Raw genomic sequence first — 14,393 nt, forward strand, 5'->3', positions numbered from 1 at the left:
CTAGTCAGGTCCCGAGCAGCGACAAGGCGAGGGACAACGCCGCCGGACCGCCCTGGACCAGGGACAGCCTGCCCAACCTCCGGTCGCTGAGCACCAGGACCACCGCAGCGAGCAGCATGCAGGCGGTGGTGAAGGTCATCAGCGTCAGTCCGGCCACGGCGTTGCCGGCGACAAGCAAAACCACACCCAGTCCTGCTCCCACCGCCAGGAACAGGTTGTAGAACCCCAGGTTGTACGCCAGTTGTGCGGTGGCGGAGGCATTGGCTCCCCGCAGCTGAAAGATCGCCGCGGTTTCCGGCTCGGCCCAGCGCAGGGATTCGAGCATAAAGAAGTAGAACGCGACGGCGGCGGCTACTACGGCAAAAATCGCTGCGGCAATCAGCACGGGCACAATGCTGGCAGCAGGCCCCGGAACTCCTCAAGAGGGAAGTCGGTTTTCGGTTGGCAGGCGGGACCGATTGCCCGCTAGCCTTGAAAGGGCAGCTTTTAGGATCTGCCTCCCCGGCGTTGGACGCCGTAGCCGCTTCTTTGGAAGGACACCCTTTGCGCCCAATCCGCCCCGCCCGTTCCCTGGCCACGGTGGTGCTGGCAACGCTTGCCCTCACCGCCTGCGGATCCGATTATCCCCTCGGCGACGCCCAGCGCGAGGCAGCCGAGAACAGCACCTCCAACCTCAGCGGAGTGCTCTCCGGCGCCGGATCGAGCGCCCAGGGCCCTGCAATGGATTCCTGGATTGCCGGTTTCGGGACGCTGCATCCCAAGGTCCAGCTTCAGTACTCCCCGGACGGCTCCGGCGCCGGGCGCAGTGCACTGCTGGCCGGTGCCGTGAACTTCGCCGGCTCCGACGCCTATCTGCAGGAAGAGGAAATGGCAGACGCCAAGGCAGTCTGCGGGCCGGAGGGTGCACTGGACATTCCTGCCTACATTTCCCCGATTGCCGTGGCATTCAACCTCCCCGGCATCGAATCGCTGAACCTGGACGCCGTCACCATTGCCCGGATGTTCCGCGGTGAGATTGAGTCCTGGAACGATCCGGCCATCGCCGCACTCAACCCGGGTGTCCAACTGCCAGAAACCCGGATCACTCCCGTCAGCCGGGCGGATGACTCGGGCACCACGGAGAACTTCACCGAATACCTGCACGAAGTCGCGCCCGATGCCTGGCCGGATGCACCGTCCGGAACCTGGCCGGGAGGGCTGCAGGGCGAGAACGCACAGGGAAGCTCCGGCGTCGTCAGCACCGTGACACGCACCGAGGGAGCCCTCACCTACGCCGACGACTCGGTGATCGACGATTCCATGGGCACCGCCAACCTGCTGGTCGGGACCGAATTCGTGCCGATCAGCGCGGAAGCGGCGAGCACCGCCGTCGAACAGTCCAAGCGCGTCCCCGGACGCGGGGAACACGACATTGCGCTCCAACTGGACCGGCGGACGACGGCGCCGGGGGCCTACCCGCTGGTGCTGGTTTCCTACCAGATCTACTGCAGTTCCTATGACGACGCCGACCTCGTCGAGCGTGTGCGGACCTTCGGCCAGTATGTGGTCAGCGAGGAGGGACAGCAGACATCCGCAGAGGCAGCGAAGAGTGCCCCGATCCCCGAATCCCTGGCCGAAGAGGCCCGCGAGGCGCTGGAATCCATCACCGTCCGCGATTAGTTCCACGGTCCTGCGGTGCTACCTGCCGGTAGCACCGCAGCTTCCCCTGCAGCTCTTTCGTTGTCCTCTTGCGCCCCCTTAGTGCCGGTGTCACCGTGGATTTACGCAACGCTGAAGGGGGCTGCTGTGGAACCTATCCGAATCGAACGCTGGTGGCCTTACCTAGACGGTTCGGCCAAGGACTGGTTGAGGCACAATCTCCGCCAGGACGGCCTGCCGCCCAAGGTCCAGGACCGGATTGCCGAGGCCGGCGGCCCCGTCATGGACCCGATCCTCGCCGAGCCCGACTGGGTCTTCATCGAAATGGACGCCCAGGCCGTCGAGTAAGTGCGAGGCACTCAGGCTTCTATGGGAGGGCCTGAGCCGATCTGCTAGATTGGCGCACCCCGGCCTAAGGTGGCGTTATGACCAAGCTCAGCGACGAGTCCCTTCCCCATCTTCCGCAGTCCATTGCCCGGCCCGTCTATGACCGCTCCCGTCTGCGCACCGGCATCGTGCATTTCGGTGTCGGAGGATTCCACCGGGCACACCAGGCAATGTACCTGGACCGGCTGATGAACGAAGGCAAAGCCCTGGACTGGGCCATCTGCGGCGTGGGTGTGCTCCCCTCCGATGCCGCGATGAAAACCGTGATGGACAGCCAGGACTGCCTGTACACGCTGGTCCTGAAGCACCCCGACGGTGCCTTGGAAGCCCGCGTGATCGGCTCGATTGCCGAGTACCTGTTCGCCCCCGAAAACCCCGAAGCGGTCATTGAAAAAATGGCAGCCCCGGCCACCCGCATCGTCTCCCTGACCATCACCGAGGGCGGGTACAACATTAGTGACACCACGGGGGAATTCGACGCCGGAAATGCCGGCGTCGCGGCGGATCTGCAACCGGGGGCGGTGCCGTCGAGCGTCTTCGGCCTCGTCATCGAGGCATTGCGGCGCCGGCGGGAACGGGGGCTGGAACCGTTCACCGTGATGTCCTGCGACAACGTTCCCGGCAACGGAGAGGTGGCCCGAAAGGCCTTCGGGGAGTTCGCGTGGCTGCGGGACCCGGAGCTGGGGAAGTGGGTGCAGGAGGCTGTTTCCTTCCCCTCCTCGATGGTGGACCGGATCACGCCGGCGACCACCGACGCCGACCGCACGCTGCTGGCCGATGAATTCGGAGTCGAGGATGCATGGCCGGTGGTGGCCGAGGACTTCGAGCAGTGGGCGCTGGAGGATGCGTTTCCGCAGGGCAGGCCGCCGTGGGAGGACGCCGGTGTGAACATGACGGCGGACGTTGAACCGTACGAACACATGAAACTGCGTCTGTTGAACTGTGGTCATCAGGCCCTGGCCTACTTGGGCTATCTCTCGGGCTACCGATACGTGCACGAGGCCGTGCGGGACCCTCAGATGGCGCAGTTCCTCCTGGACTACATGGACCGGGAAGCAACCCCCACCCTGCTCCCTGTCCCCGGCGTCGATCTGGGCGCCTACAAGCTGAGGCTGCTGCAGCGTTTCGGCAATGAACACGTCCGGGACACCCTCGCCCGCCTGTGCGCCGAAAGCTCGGACCGGATTCCGAAATGGCTGGTTCCGGTGGTCCGGGAGAATGTGGCCGCGGGCGGCGAAATCTCTCGTTCCGCCGCAATCATTGCCTCGTGGGCACGCTACGCCGAGGGCGTGGACGAGGCAGGCGAACCGATCCGGGTGGTCGATAACCGGCGTGATGAAGTGATGGCAGCGGCGGAGCGGAACCGGGAGGATCCGCTGGCTTTTATTTCGCAGCAGCACTTCTTCGCGGACCTGTCTTCCGATGCAAGGTTCGCGCAGGAGTACCTGTCCGCCCTCGGAACCCTGCACCGCAGCGGTGCCCGGGCAGCCGTCGCCGCGCTGGTGGACGAAGCCTGAATCGTCCCGGAGGCACGCCCTAGTCGATGAAGTGGGTTTCCACACCCTGCGACGTTACGGACTTCACCACTTGCTCGGCGAGGCCGCGGAGTTTCACGTTCCGGTTGCTGGAGGCACCGCTCAGGATCTGGAAGGCCTCCTTCTGACCGCATTTGTTCTGAGCCATGATAATCCCGACTGCAAGGTCGATGGTGGTCCGGGCTTCCATGGCCGCGCGGAGGTGATCGGCTGTGCTCTTGTGCCGGGCGATCTGGACGGCCAATTGCAGGGTGACTGCCGCCTCAGCGGCGAACGTTTCGGCTGACCGGATGATGTGCGGTGTGAAGTGACCGGCGTCCCGGGCATACAGGTTGAGCCCGGCACCGCCGTCGTTACCGAGGAGAAGCGGGACGCCGAGGATGGAATGGAAACCGCGGTCCCGGATGGCGTCCGTGTACTCCGGCCACCGGGGGTCGGTGCGCACATCTTCCACCATGACTGTCCGCCCCGTCCGCGAGGCCCGCATGCACGGCCCGTCTCCGAAGCCGTACTGGACTTCATCCAGCGCCCGCGCCGCCTCGCTGCTGCTGGCCACGGTGGTGCCCTGCTTGTTCCGAAGCAGGGTCACCCCGGCCAGGACTTCGGCATCGCTGCTGAAAAGCTCAGCGGCACGCATAGCGAAGCCCTCAAGGAAGAACTCCACCGACTCGGTCTGCAGGATAAGCTGCTGCAATTCAGCTGCAACGGACTGCTGGTCCGCGGTTAGGCTCATACGTTGATTCTATCGTCGCCCGTCCCCCGCCCCCGCATCCGCTGCGCGCTCCACGCCTAGGTGGCCTCCGCCAACTCGGTTTCTTTTTCCCTGCTCCACGTCCGGGCATAGACCCCGATCAGTGCCTCCTGGCGAAGCGTGAATCCCAGCCGGTTCAACAGGCCGTGCGCCTGGTACACGGTGAGGTGCTGGGCACTGCGGCTGGCTCCGGCCTTGTCTGCCCGGTAGAGATAGGTGTCAATGGTCCGCAGCCAGCGCCGGCGCCAGTTCGTGACGGCGGGTTCTGAGGCTGTGGCCATCATCAGCCTGTGTACCGGCATCAACTGGGCCTGGGCCTGCGCACCCGTGGCCTTCTGCACTCCGGCAGCCCGCGGATCGGAGGCCGTGCAGCTGTGGAGATGGCTGTCCCAGTAGTACTCCCAGGAGACCCGACGGCGGTCCGGCCACGTGGACGCACGCGGTCCCTTCATCATGGCGTAGGCCGAATCGAAGAGAAGCAGGGATGCCAGCGCCGACCGGTTCTGCGCCTTCGCAAACCGTGCGGTTGCCCAGAGGCAGAGATCGGAGGAAAGCTCGAAGACCTCCTCCGCCAAGGCCAGCCCGTCAACACCGCCGTAGCGGGCCACGTCTGCTTCGACCGACGGCAGCAGCGGGTCCGTGCCGATTGTCCGGTCCAGCACCGGTTCGCTGAATTCATGCTCCACCGTGAGACTTCGCACCGGATCTCCGGACTGCTCCTGCAGTGCCCCCAGCAGGGACTGCAGCCGGTCCAGGGTTTCCGCGGGGGCAAGTACCCGAAGCCGGACCTGAGCATTGGACGGCTGCATGCGGCGGGTATAGAACCATCGCTTGGTTCCGCAAAGCCTCGCCTGCGCAACAAGGGGGGTCACAAGTTCACCGATGATCCGATCGGCCAGTTCAAAACCACCGGCATCAACAGTCAGGTTCCACCACGTGAGGTGGGGGGAGGGGCGGGAGGGAGTTCGGACTGCGGCTGGCTGAGTCATGGCCATCCTTTCGGTGCTGGTAGTGCTGGACCACCCCACCCGGAACACCCAGTTCAGCGTGTCCCGGGGATCGAAGTCTTTCCCAATCCAGCGGCCGTGTCCACCACCCGAGGTTCCTCGCTGCGAAGACGGACGGAACCCATCCCGAAGCGCTCGATTAGTAGTAATATCTCCTGCTTGCGCACGCACATCCGGGGGTACCGCAGCCATGCGCAGGGGCCGGAAATGGGGAAATCCCGTCATATTACGAATCAAACAAGCATGCTGATAAATTGTTTGGCCGGGCACAAGCCTCAATCGAATACTCGACGAATGCGCGTCCCGGGAAATTGTCCCTGAGTAACTTGTTCTTCCAAAAGGTCCGGCATGCCCATGTTTTCCCGCCGTATTCCCCGCATCGGACGCCGACGAACGTCCATTCCGGACTGGCCGACCCTTTTCCATCGTTCCCCGTCCGGGTACGTTCTGGTTTCCGGGCAAGGCGTCATCCTGGAATCAAACTCCACCTTCGCGGCTTGGACCGGCAGGAACCGAAGTGCGCTGGCAGGCACCGTTTTTTCCGACCTGCTTTCACCCGAGGACCTGCTGGAATACCAACGCTGGAGCGCAGCACTCACTGCCGAACCAGCAACGTATCTCAGTGTCGACTTCAAGGGATCCGGTAACAGCAGACTGCCGGCTCACATTTCCGCGGTCCGGACTGCCTACCGCGGCCGCACCGTGGACCTGCTCACGGTCTTCCCCATGCCCGGAAGGCGCAGGTATGAACGCGACCTGGTTGACGCGCTCCAGCAGGCAGAAGCAGCAGAAGCCGCACGCGGCGTTGCCGAGCGTGCGGCCAGGGAACGGGAATCACTGCTGAAGACCATCCTGGACACGGTGGACGTGGGCGTGCTCGTGGTGGATGACGAAGGCCGGGAGATCCTCGCGAACGCCCATATGGAGGCCAGCCGGGCCATATTGGGTGCCCAGGACCTGAGTGACTTCAAGTCCGGAGCGTGGTCTGTTTACGGCCCCGACCGAATCACACCGCTTCCGGACGAGCTGCTCCCCATCCGCCGTGCCGCTTCCGGAGAATCCTTTTCGCAGCAGATCATGTGGATCGGCGCCGGCGAGGGCAAGATGGCGGTCAGTGTCTGTTCGCGCCCGGTGGTCGACGGTGGGGACTTCAAATGTTCGGTCCTGGCGTTCAGCGACGTCACTCAGTTGGTTCGTGCGCTGGCGGCACAGGGTGAGTTTGTGGGCAATGTGTCCCACGAGCTGCGCACGCCCCTGACATCCATCCTCGGTTACCTGGATATGGCCCTGGAAGAAGAGCAGTTGCCCGGCGCCGTCGAATCGGCCCTGCAGGCAGCGGTGCGGAATTCCGAGCGGCTGCTGCAGCTTGTTTCCGACCTGCTGTCCGTGGCGTCCGACAACGGCGCAATGGAACTGCAGGAAGTGGATCTGGCTTCCACTGTCGCAGCCGCCGCCGACTCCTTCCGCCCCCACGCCCGGATCAACGGGGTGGAAATCGGCGTCGAGCTGTCGGCAGGGCTACGGGCCGTGGTGGACGAAGGCCGGATCCGGCAGGTGCTGGAGAACCTGGTGTCCAATGCCGTGAAGTATTCACCCGGCGGCGGAACGGTGCAGATAGAGGCGCGGCGGCAGGATGAAACCGTGGTGATTGAGGTCGCCGACACCGGCATCGGGATGACGCAGGCGGAGCAGGAACAGGTTTTCAACAAGTTCTTCAGGTCCGGCCAGGTTCTCACCGCGGCCATCCCCGGGGCCGGGTTGGGCCTGGTGATCACCCGCAGGATTGTGGAAGAGCACGGGGGGAGCATCGACTTCAGCAGCGAGGCGGGGCGGGGGAGCGTTTTCACCGTGAAGCTTCCGGCGGCTGGACCGGGACCAGGGTTGCAAAGTTACTAAGTCTGCTTATTGTTAAGGGGCCAGATCCGGCTTCAGATGAGGAGACTGTCCAGTGCGAGCGATGGTGTACCGAGGGCCCTACAAGGTGAGGGTGGAAGAGAAGGACATGCCGCCGATCGAGCATCCCAACGATGCCATCGTGCGCGTCACCCGGGCGGCCATCTGCGGGTCCGACCTGCACCTTTACCACGGACTAATGCCCGACACCCGGATCGGGCATACCTTCGGCCATGAGTTCATCGGAGTGGTCGAGGAAGTCGGATCGTCCGTGCAGAACCTCAATGTGGGCGACCGCGTTATGGTCCCGGCCAACATTTACTGCGGGTCCTGTTTCTTCTGCGCGCGGGGGATGTATTCGAACTGCCACAACGTCAACCCCAACGCCACCGCCGTGGGCAGCCTCTACGGCTATTCGCACACCACCGGCGGCTACGACGGCGGCCAGGCGGAGTTCGTCCGGGTCCCGTTTGCCGACGTCGGACCCTCCATCATCCCCGACTGGATGGATGAAGAAGACGCCCTGATGTGCACCGATGCCCTGGCCACGGGCTACTTCGGCGCCCAGCTGGGGGACATTGTGGAGGGCGACACCGTGATTGTCTTCGGCGCCGGCCCGGTGGGGCTGTATGCCGCCAAGTCAGCCTGGCTGATGGGTGCGGGCCGGGTCATCGTCATTGACCACTTGGACTACCGGCTGGAAAAGGCGCGGACTTTCGCCCACGCCGAGACCTACAACTTCACCGAGTACGACGACATTGTGGTCCAGATGAAGAAAATCACCGACCATCTCGGTGCCGATGTCGCAATTGATGCGGTGGGGGCAGAGGCGGATGGTAATTTCCTGCAGCACGTGACCGCCACCAAACTCAAACTGCAGGGCGGCTCACCCGTGGCGCTCAACTGGGCCATCGATTCGGTCCGCAAGGCGGGCACCATTTCCGTGATGGGCGCGTACGGTCCGGTCTTCAGTGCCGTGAAGTTCGGTGACGCCATGAACAAGGGCCTGACCCTGAACATGAACCAGACTCCGATGAAGCGGCAGTGGCCGCGCCTGTTCGAGCACATCAAAGCCGGCTACCTCAAGCCCAGCGAGATCATCACGCACCGGATTCCGCTGGAACACATTGCCGAGGGCTATCACATGTTCTCCGCGAAGCTGGATAACTGCATCAAGCCCGTCATCATCCCCGGCTCCTGAAAGGAAGGACCCCGCAATGGCCTATACGCCGCAAAAGCCGGCCCTGACTCCCACCAGCGAGGAACTGCGCGCGCGGATCCCGGGCTGGGGTGTCGACCTTGATCCCCGGGACCGTCCTGCGGTGCCCAAGCTGCAGTTTGACCCGACCCTCAGCGGCGCACACTGGGAATTCCCGGAGCGCCAGGAGGAAAAGTATCCGCGGGAGCGGTCCATCGAGCACAAGTTCCTCACCCCCGTGTTCGGCACCTCCTGCCCGCCCAAGGGACTGTCCGGCGTGATGCGCCGGTACGCCTACCGCCGGTTCAGTGAGGCCCGGGCCGCGCACCGGCTGATCCTGCTCGCCGCGGACCGGGTGGACGCGGTGGAGAGCCATCTGGCGTCCTTCGCTACCCTGCACCCGGACAACCCGATCACGGAGACCGGCGTGCTGAGCGAGTTCACCCGCCACGGCTTCTCCTCCCGGGCGGGCCGGAAGCGGGCGGACGTGAACCACCAGTGGATCGACCCGATCCTCGTCGGCGGCCCGTGGCTGCTGGCAGGCGCGGGGGCGGCCACCGCCGTCGGCGCCGTCGTGCGCAGGCTGCGGAAGTAATCCGGGAACGGGCACGCTTTTGTCGCGTTTGCCGTTTCTCCTTAGTAGGAATACCGAAGAGGTCCGAACCGGTTGAAACACTAAACGGGACAGCTTAGGCGGCGGGAGATCATGGACGGCAGGGGTGTTGAGCAGTACCGGCGCAGGATGGAACGGGCCGCGCAGCTGCGGGCCGCGGCGGCCGGCGGAGACCTGGACCAGGAAGACCTGGAACAGGCCGCGGCGGAGGACAAGCTGCGGCACAATCGCCGGAAGGTCGACGACACCGCGAAGGCCGATTACCTGGTCCGGGATGCCATGGCCCGGGGGGACTTCGACAACCTGAAGTACGCCGGAAAACCTATTCCGAACCTGGGTGACGGCCATGATCCGGAATGGTGGATCAAGGGGCTGATGCAGCGCGAGAACGTGACGGGATTGGGGCCCAGGGCCATCCTGCTCCGCACGGAAGACGCGGAACTGGACGCCCGGCTGGACACCCGATGGACCGAAAAGCAGGTTCGGGAGATCGTTCAGGATTTCAATGCGCGGGTCATCGATGCGCGCCGCCAGCTTGAAGGCGGTCCGCCCGTTATCACCCGCACCCGCGACGTCGAGCAGGAAGTGCAGCGCTGGCGGGAACGGAAGGCTGAGGAAGCCGAAAAAGAAGCCGCCGCCGCTCCGGAACCGGAGCAGCGGCGGCCTTGGTGGAAGCTCTTTCGCTAGGCGTTAAACGGTGGTGGCGTCGTGGACTTCGCCCACCAGTTCTTCGATGATGTCCTCGAGGAACAAGACGCCCGTGGTGTTGCCCTTGGCGTCAAAGACCCGGGCTACGTGGGCGCCGCTCCGGCGCATGGTGGCCAGGGCATCCTCCAGCTCGCTGCCCCGGTAAGCGGACGCCAGCCGGCGGATCCGCTTGGCCGGTACCGGTGCGGCGAACTCATCCGGCGTGGTGAGGTCCATGACGTCCTTCAGGTGAAGGTAGCCGTCGGGGTCGCCGTCGTCGTTGGTGAGGATGTACCGCGAGTAACCGTGGACGTCCACGGCCTGCTGCAGGTCCGCGGGGGTGGCGGTCTCGTGCAGCAGCACCATCTGGCTGATCGGAACCTCGACGTCGGCCACGGTCTTCTCCGTGAACTCGAAAGCGGCCGTCAGGGTGCCGCTGCGGTCCGTGAGCACCCCGTCACGCGTGGACTGCTCCACGATGTTGGCCACCTCGTCCAAGGTGTAGGCGCTGGTGGCTTCGTCCTTGGGTTCGACCTTGAACAGGCGCAGGACGCCGTTCGCTATGCCGTTCAGCGTCCAGATGATCGGACGGACAATGCGGGACACCATCACCAGGGGCGGAGCCAGCAGCAGTGCAGCCCGGGTGGGCACGGAGAACGAGATGTTCTTCGGCACCATTTCACCCACCACCACGTGCAGGAACGTCACCAGCAGCAGCGCCACCACAAAAGCGATAATGCCGATGGCGTCTGCGGACAGCGGAGTCAGCCCCAGCGGAATCTCCAGCAGGTGGTGGATGGCCGGTTCCGAGACGTTCAGGATGACCAGGGAGCAGACGGTGATGCCAAGCTGGCTGGTCGCCAGCATCAGCGTGGCGTGCTCCATGGCCCATAAGGTGGTTTTTGCGGCCTTGCTACCGGCTTCGGCCTTCGGCTCAATCTGTGACCGTCGGGCGGAGATGACGGCGAATTCCGCGCCGACGAAGAACGCGTTGACCACCAGCAGCACTACGAGCCAGATGATTCCGGGCAGGTATTCACTCATGGGTCAGGTCCTTGGTCAGCGAGTCGACAATGCGGTCATGGGCGCTCACCGGGGTCTCCAGTGAGCCCGACGGGGTGAAGCGCAGGCGTTCTATATGGTTTCGGACCACCCGCTCCACGCGGAGCGTGCCACCCTCGATTTCCACTTCGTCGCCCAGTTCCGGCAACCGGTCCAGCACGTCCGTGACGAAGCCGGCGATGGTGTCATATTCCTCGCCGTCGGGAACCTCGACGCCGGTGCGGTCCAGGAGTTCGTCCGGCCGCAGCGCGGCGTCGAACGTGATGGCACGGCCCGTGCGGACGACGCCGACGCGCGCGCGGTCGTGTTCGTCCTCGAGTTCGCCGACGATTTCCTCCACGAGGTCTTCGAGGGTGACGATGCCGGCTGTACCGCCGTGCTCGTCGGAAACGATCGCGACCTGCAGGCCCTGGGCCCGCAGCAGTCCCAGCAGCGTGTCAACGCCCATGGACTCGGGTACATGCAGCGGTTCCACCATCAGTTCCGCGGCCGTGACGGAAGTCCGTGCGGCCAGCGGAACGGCGAAGGCCTGCTTGAGGTGCAGCACGCCCAGGACGTCGTCCGAATCGCGTCCGATCACGGGGAAGCGGGAATAGCCGGTTGCCGTGGCAACGGCGACCACTTGTTCCGCAGTGTCGGACTCATGAACCGTCCGCATGCGGACCCGGGGGGTCATAACGTCCGCGGCGGAGTGCTCGGCAAAGCGCAGGGTCCGGTTCAGGAGCACGGCGTGGTCCAGGTCCAGGACGCCTTCCAGCGCCGAACGCCGGACCAGGGAACTGAGCTCTTCCGCGCTGCGGGCACCCGATAGTTCTTCCTTGGGTTCGATGCCGAAGGAGCGGATGATCGCATTGGCAGTGTTGTTGAACAACAGGATTACGGGCTTGAACACCGTGGTGAAGACGGTCTGGAAGGGCACCACCAGCTTGGCGGTCGCCAGGGGGAGGGCCAGGGCAAAGTTCTTCGGTACCAGTTCGCCGATGATCATCGAGAAGATGGTGGCGAGGAAAATGCCGGCGACGGCACCGATCCCCGGCACCAGTCCTTCCGGCAGGCCCAGCGCCGTGAGCGGGGAGCGCAGCAGCGAACTAATCGCAGGCTCAAAGGTGTACCCGGTCAGCAGGGTGGTCAGCGTGATACCCAGCTGGGCGCTGGAAAGATGCGTGGAGGTGATCTTCAGCGCGTTGATCGTGGGATTGAGGCGTTTCTCGCCCTTGTCGCGGCGTGACTCAAGGTCCCCACGGTCCAGATTGACGAGCGCAAATTCGGAGGCGACAAACAGTCCGGTGCCGACGGTGAGGAGCAAACCTACGCCGACCATGAGCCATTCATACATGGGTCTGCCCCTCTCTCGCGATAGCCGGTGCAGCCGGAGTGGGCACAGTCTGCAGGTCGGTTAGGACGGGGAGGGGCAAGGGTTTATGTGAGGGAGGGTCATCCATAGTCCAAGGAATATTACAGGATGGACCTGTTTGCTGTTCCAAGGTTTTATTCAGGTTGTGGTCAGAGACCATGCCAAACTGCCTACCAGCTACCCTGCCTGTAGTTGGGCTCATGGTTGGTGGAAGCCGCCACCCGGTGCTGGCGCACCAGACAGAACGGGTCATAGATCTCAATCCCCAGCCGGCCGGTGCCGGGCACGGGCTGGCAAAAGCAGGTGCAGGGAAAGTTCACGGGCGCCTTTCCGGGCCCTCGCATCAAGGCCCTCGAAGTTCTCTTGATCCGCAGCGGAAGGCCCCCGCGGGAAGCGGAAAACCGTCCTACTCTCCTTGATACAACGCCTGCCCGCCCTGATCCAAAACGAGCAGTTACCACTGCCTTCCCGTGCGTCTGCACGCCGGCCGTGGCGTGCAGACGCAGGGGAAGCGGCAGCCGGAGCTAGCTGGTCGCCAGCTCCGGTTCCGCAATCGTTTCCATCAGGACGGAATCGAGCAGGTCGCCGGCGTCCTCCGCCGACGAGGACCTGGCAAGGGCAAGTTCGGAGACGAGCAGTTGCCGGGCCTTCAGCAGCATCCGCTTCTCCCCGGTGGACAGCGGATGGGTCCGCTCGCGGCACCACAGATCGCGGACAACTTCTGCGATCAGGCGCAGTTCGCCGGTGGACATCTTGCCTTCGTTGGCCTTGAACCGGCGGGACCAGTTGTCCGGTTCCATCCCCACCGGTCCGCGCAGCACCGCGAAGACGGCTTCTACGCCGGCGTCATCAATGACGGAGCGCACGCCAACATCTTCGGCGTTGTCCGCCGGAAGCTTGATCGTCAATTCAGTGGCGTGGACGCGGAAGGTCAGGGTTTCCCGTTCCACCCCTTTGATGGTCATGGGGGAAATATCGGTAACGGTGACTGCGCCGTGGTGCGGGTACACCAGGGTCTGCCCGACGGTGAAATTCAAAATGACGTCCCTCTGTTCAAATGGTTCCGAGCATGCTTTTAGAAGCGGGCTCCCGAGACCGCTTGGAACTGTCCAGGCCGGTCACCAGTGAAGGGTGACGGCCGGGCGGGCGGGCAATAGAGAAGGAGTCAATTTCCAGGCGGGAGGTGCGGATCTTGCTGAAAAGGTTGACGGATTAGTCATTGACTGTCCGGCTCGCGGTCCCCACGCTGTCCCGTCAGCTTATCCTCCCTGCGCAAGTGCCTTCTTTTCGGGGCCGCCGGCAGTGCTTGGGTTGCGCCGCACGGCGCACGTGCTCAGGCCTTCCTCCGGGAAGCATCGGCGTCACCGGGCGCCTCCCTGCGCCGCTGCGCCACCAGTTCCTTGGTACGCACCAGCCGCAGTGCCGTGACCAGCACCAGGCCGCCGAGCATATTGAACAGCAGGGTGTAGCCGAACCAGCCCAGCCATTCGAGGTAGGTGATTTCCGCTCCGGAGATGATGGCGCCGAAGATCAGCAGTGAGTCCAGGATTGAGTGGAAAAGCTGGAGCCCGGCGAGCAGGAAACCGCCGATGACAGTTGCCACGATTTTTGCCGGATCCGAGGTGGTTCCCTGCTGCATGCGGCTCATCAGGGTGATGGTGCTGCCGCCCAGGACCGCCAGTGCCACGGTCTGGAGCGAGAAGGGCGCCTCGGTAAAGTGCGACGCCGATGTTGCCACTGTGGGCGCCCACTGCGGAAAGGCCTGCATCACTATCCACATGAATATCCAACCGCCGGCCAGGTTGGCCAGCAGGGTTCCGCCCCAGAGCTTGGCCAGCAGTTTCATGCTGCCTTCCTTGGCAGCAACGGCGGCGACCGGCATGAGGAAGTTCTCGGTGAACAGCTCGCTGTGCGCCAGGAAGAGGGCGATCAGGCCAACGCTGAACGCGACGCCCGCCAGGAGGTGGTCTCCGGTTTCATGCATCACGGCGAGATAGGCCATGACGCCCAGGCCGACCTCCATGCCGCCGAACACGCCGGTCACCAGGATGGTCCGAAAGGTGCGGTGCAGTCGTTCTGCACCTTCCGTCACCGTGTTGTCGAAGGATTCCTTAAGTTCGTCCTCCACCGGTGCTGAGGACTCTCCGATTTCGCTGCGGCGTTCCTCGCTCATGGCGTCCTTCCGGTGCGGCTGGATTTTTCTGGATACGGTCCTCTTAAACCATAAAGCGGCCGCGGTGCGTTCAATTCCCTGTCCCGTGGCCCGGT

At 64.2% G+C, this 14,393-nt stretch carries 14 protein-coding genes; 7 read left to right on the top strand and 7 right to left on the bottom strand.

Annotated features, from left to right (window positions below; all coding sequences use genetic code 11):
• Positions 1-4: 4 nt before the first annotated feature.
• Positions 5-385: a DUF1304 domain-containing protein gene (locus NNX38_RS01580; protein ID WP_255796403.1), complete on the bottom strand. Its 381-nt coding sequence runs from the start codon at positions 383-385 to the stop codon at positions 5-7.
• 158 nt (positions 386-543) lie between these two features.
• Between NNX38_RS01580 and pstS the strand changes: the two genes are divergently transcribed.
• The 3 genes from pstS to NNX38_RS01595 all read left to right on the top strand — a co-directional run bounded on the left by pstS (position 544) and on the right by NNX38_RS01595 (position 3,542).
• The gene (pstS, locus tag NNX38_RS01585) at positions 544-1,659 is read left to right on the top strand and encodes a phosphate ABC transporter substrate-binding protein PstS (protein ID WP_255796404.1); all 1,116 of its coding nucleotides are present in this window, start codon (positions 544-546) and stop codon (positions 1,657-1,659) included.
• Positions 1,660-1,785: 126 nt separating this feature from the next.
• Positions 1,786-1,986, top strand: a complete 201-nt coding sequence (locus NNX38_RS01590; RefSeq protein WP_255796405.1) for a hypothetical protein — start codon at positions 1,786-1,788, stop codon at positions 1,984-1,986.
• Positions 1,987-2,063: 77 nt separating this feature from the next.
• Positions 2,064-3,542 (top strand): mannitol dehydrogenase family protein, encoded by a 1,479-nt coding sequence (locus NNX38_RS01595; RefSeq protein ID WP_255796406.1) that lies wholly within the window; start codon positions 2,064-2,066, stop codon positions 3,540-3,542.
• A 19-nt stretch (positions 3,543-3,561) separates the two neighbouring features.
• On the opposite strand, the gene NNX38_RS01600 is transcribed toward NNX38_RS01595, so the two are convergent.
• Both NNX38_RS01600 and NNX38_RS01605 read right to left on the bottom strand, forming a co-directional pair.
• Entirely contained in the window at positions 3,562-4,293 is a 732-nt protein-coding gene (locus NNX38_RS01600) for a GAF and ANTAR domain-containing protein (RefSeq protein ID WP_255796407.1), read from the bottom strand.
• A gap of 56 nt (positions 4,294-4,349) precedes the next feature.
• Positions 4,350-5,300 carry a lantibiotic dehydratase C-terminal domain-containing protein gene (locus NNX38_RS01605; protein ID WP_255796408.1) on the bottom strand — a complete coding sequence of 317 codons (951 nt, stop codon included), beginning with the start codon at positions 5,298-5,300 and terminating at the stop codon, positions 4,350-4,352.
• A gap of 366 nt (positions 5,301-5,666) precedes the next feature.
• Between NNX38_RS01605 and NNX38_RS01610 the strand changes: the two genes are divergently transcribed.
• The 4 genes from NNX38_RS01610 (at position 5,667) to NNX38_RS01625 (ending at position 9,709) form a co-directional block, all read left to right on the top strand.
• A complete protein-coding gene (locus tag NNX38_RS01610; RefSeq protein ID WP_255796409.1) occupies positions 5,667-7,214 on the top strand; it encodes an ATP-binding protein in 1,548 nt (515 codons plus the stop codon).
• A gap of 52 nt (positions 7,215-7,266) precedes the next feature.
• Positions 7,267-8,412, top strand: coding sequence for a zinc-dependent alcohol dehydrogenase (locus NNX38_RS01615; RefSeq protein ID WP_255796410.1), 1,146 nt, complete (start codon positions 7,267-7,269; stop codon positions 8,410-8,412).
• Between the two features lie 16 nt (positions 8,413-8,428).
• Positions 8,429-9,004: a hypothetical protein gene (locus NNX38_RS01620; protein ID WP_255796411.1), complete on the top strand. Its 576-nt coding sequence runs from the start codon at positions 8,429-8,431 to the stop codon at positions 9,002-9,004.
• A gap of 111 nt (positions 9,005-9,115) precedes the next feature.
• Positions 9,116-9,709: a DUF1992 domain-containing protein gene (locus tag NNX38_RS01625; protein WP_255796412.1), complete on the top strand. Its 594-nt coding sequence runs from the start codon at positions 9,116-9,118 to the stop codon at positions 9,707-9,709.
• Between the two features lie 3 nt (positions 9,710-9,712).
• Here the strand turns inward: NNX38_RS01625 and NNX38_RS01630 are convergent, their stop codons facing one another.
• The 4 genes from NNX38_RS01630 to NNX38_RS01645 form a co-directional block, all read right to left on the bottom strand.
• Complete coding sequence (locus NNX38_RS01630) at positions 9,713-10,753, bottom strand: hemolysin family protein (protein WP_255796413.1); 1,041 nt, start codon at positions 10,751-10,753, stop codon at positions 9,713-9,715.
• Entirely contained in the window at positions 10,746-12,107 is a 1,362-nt protein-coding gene (locus NNX38_RS01635; protein ID WP_255796414.1) for a hemolysin family protein, read from the bottom strand. The genes NNX38_RS01630 and NNX38_RS01635 overlap by 8 nt, the downstream gene beginning before the upstream one ends.
• 542 nt (positions 12,108-12,649) lie before the next feature.
• The gene (locus NNX38_RS01640; RefSeq protein WP_255796415.1) at positions 12,650-13,162 is read right to left on the bottom strand and encodes a CarD family transcriptional regulator; all 513 of its coding nucleotides are present in this window, start codon (positions 13,160-13,162) and stop codon (positions 12,650-12,652) included.
• Between the two features lie 296 nt (positions 13,163-13,458).
• Positions 13,459-14,298 carry a formate/nitrite transporter family protein gene (locus tag NNX38_RS01645; protein ID WP_255796416.1) on the bottom strand — a complete coding sequence of 280 codons (840 nt, stop codon included), beginning with the start codon at positions 14,296-14,298 and terminating at the stop codon, positions 13,459-13,461.
• Positions 14,299-14,393: the final 95 nt, after the last annotated feature.

Source organism: Arthrobacter sp. zg-Y238, assembly GCF_024385525.1.
Taxonomy (GTDB): domain Bacteria; phylum Actinomycetota; class Actinomycetes; order Actinomycetales; family Micrococcaceae; genus Arthrobacter_B; species Arthrobacter_B jinronghuae.

Coding starts and splice junctions, on each gene's coding strand:
- NNX38_RS01595 (WP_255796406.1), top strand. CDS start 2,064: ATGACCAAGCTCAGCGACGAGTCCCTTCCCCATCTTCCGCAGTCCATT.
- NNX38_RS01600 (WP_255796407.1), bottom strand. CDS start 4,293: ATGAGCCTAACCGCGGACCAGCAGTCCGTTGCAGCTGAATTGCAGCAG.
- NNX38_RS01605 (WP_255796408.1), bottom strand. CDS start 5,300: ATGACTCAGCCAGCCGCAGTCCGAACTCCCTCCCGCCCCTCCCCCCAC.
- NNX38_RS01610 (WP_255796409.1), top strand. CDS start 5,667: ATGCCCATGTTTTCCCGCCGTATTCCCCGCATCGGACGCCGACGAACG.
- NNX38_RS01620 (WP_255796411.1), top strand. CDS start 8,429: ATGGCCTATACGCCGCAAAAGCCGGCCCTGACTCCCACCAGCGAGGAA.
- NNX38_RS01625 (WP_255796412.1), top strand. CDS start 9,116: ATGGACGGCAGGGGTGTTGAGCAGTACCGGCGCAGGATGGAACGGGCC.
- NNX38_RS01630 (WP_255796413.1), bottom strand. CDS start 10,753: ATGAGTGAATACCTGCCCGGAATCATCTGGCTCGTAGTGCTGCTGGTG.
- NNX38_RS01635 (WP_255796414.1), bottom strand. CDS start 12,107: ATGTATGAATGGCTCATGGTCGGCGTAGGTTTGCTCCTCACCGTCGGC.
- NNX38_RS01645 (WP_255796416.1), bottom strand. CDS start 14,298: ATGAGCGAGGAACGCCGCAGCGAAATCGGAGAGTCCTCAGCACCGGTG.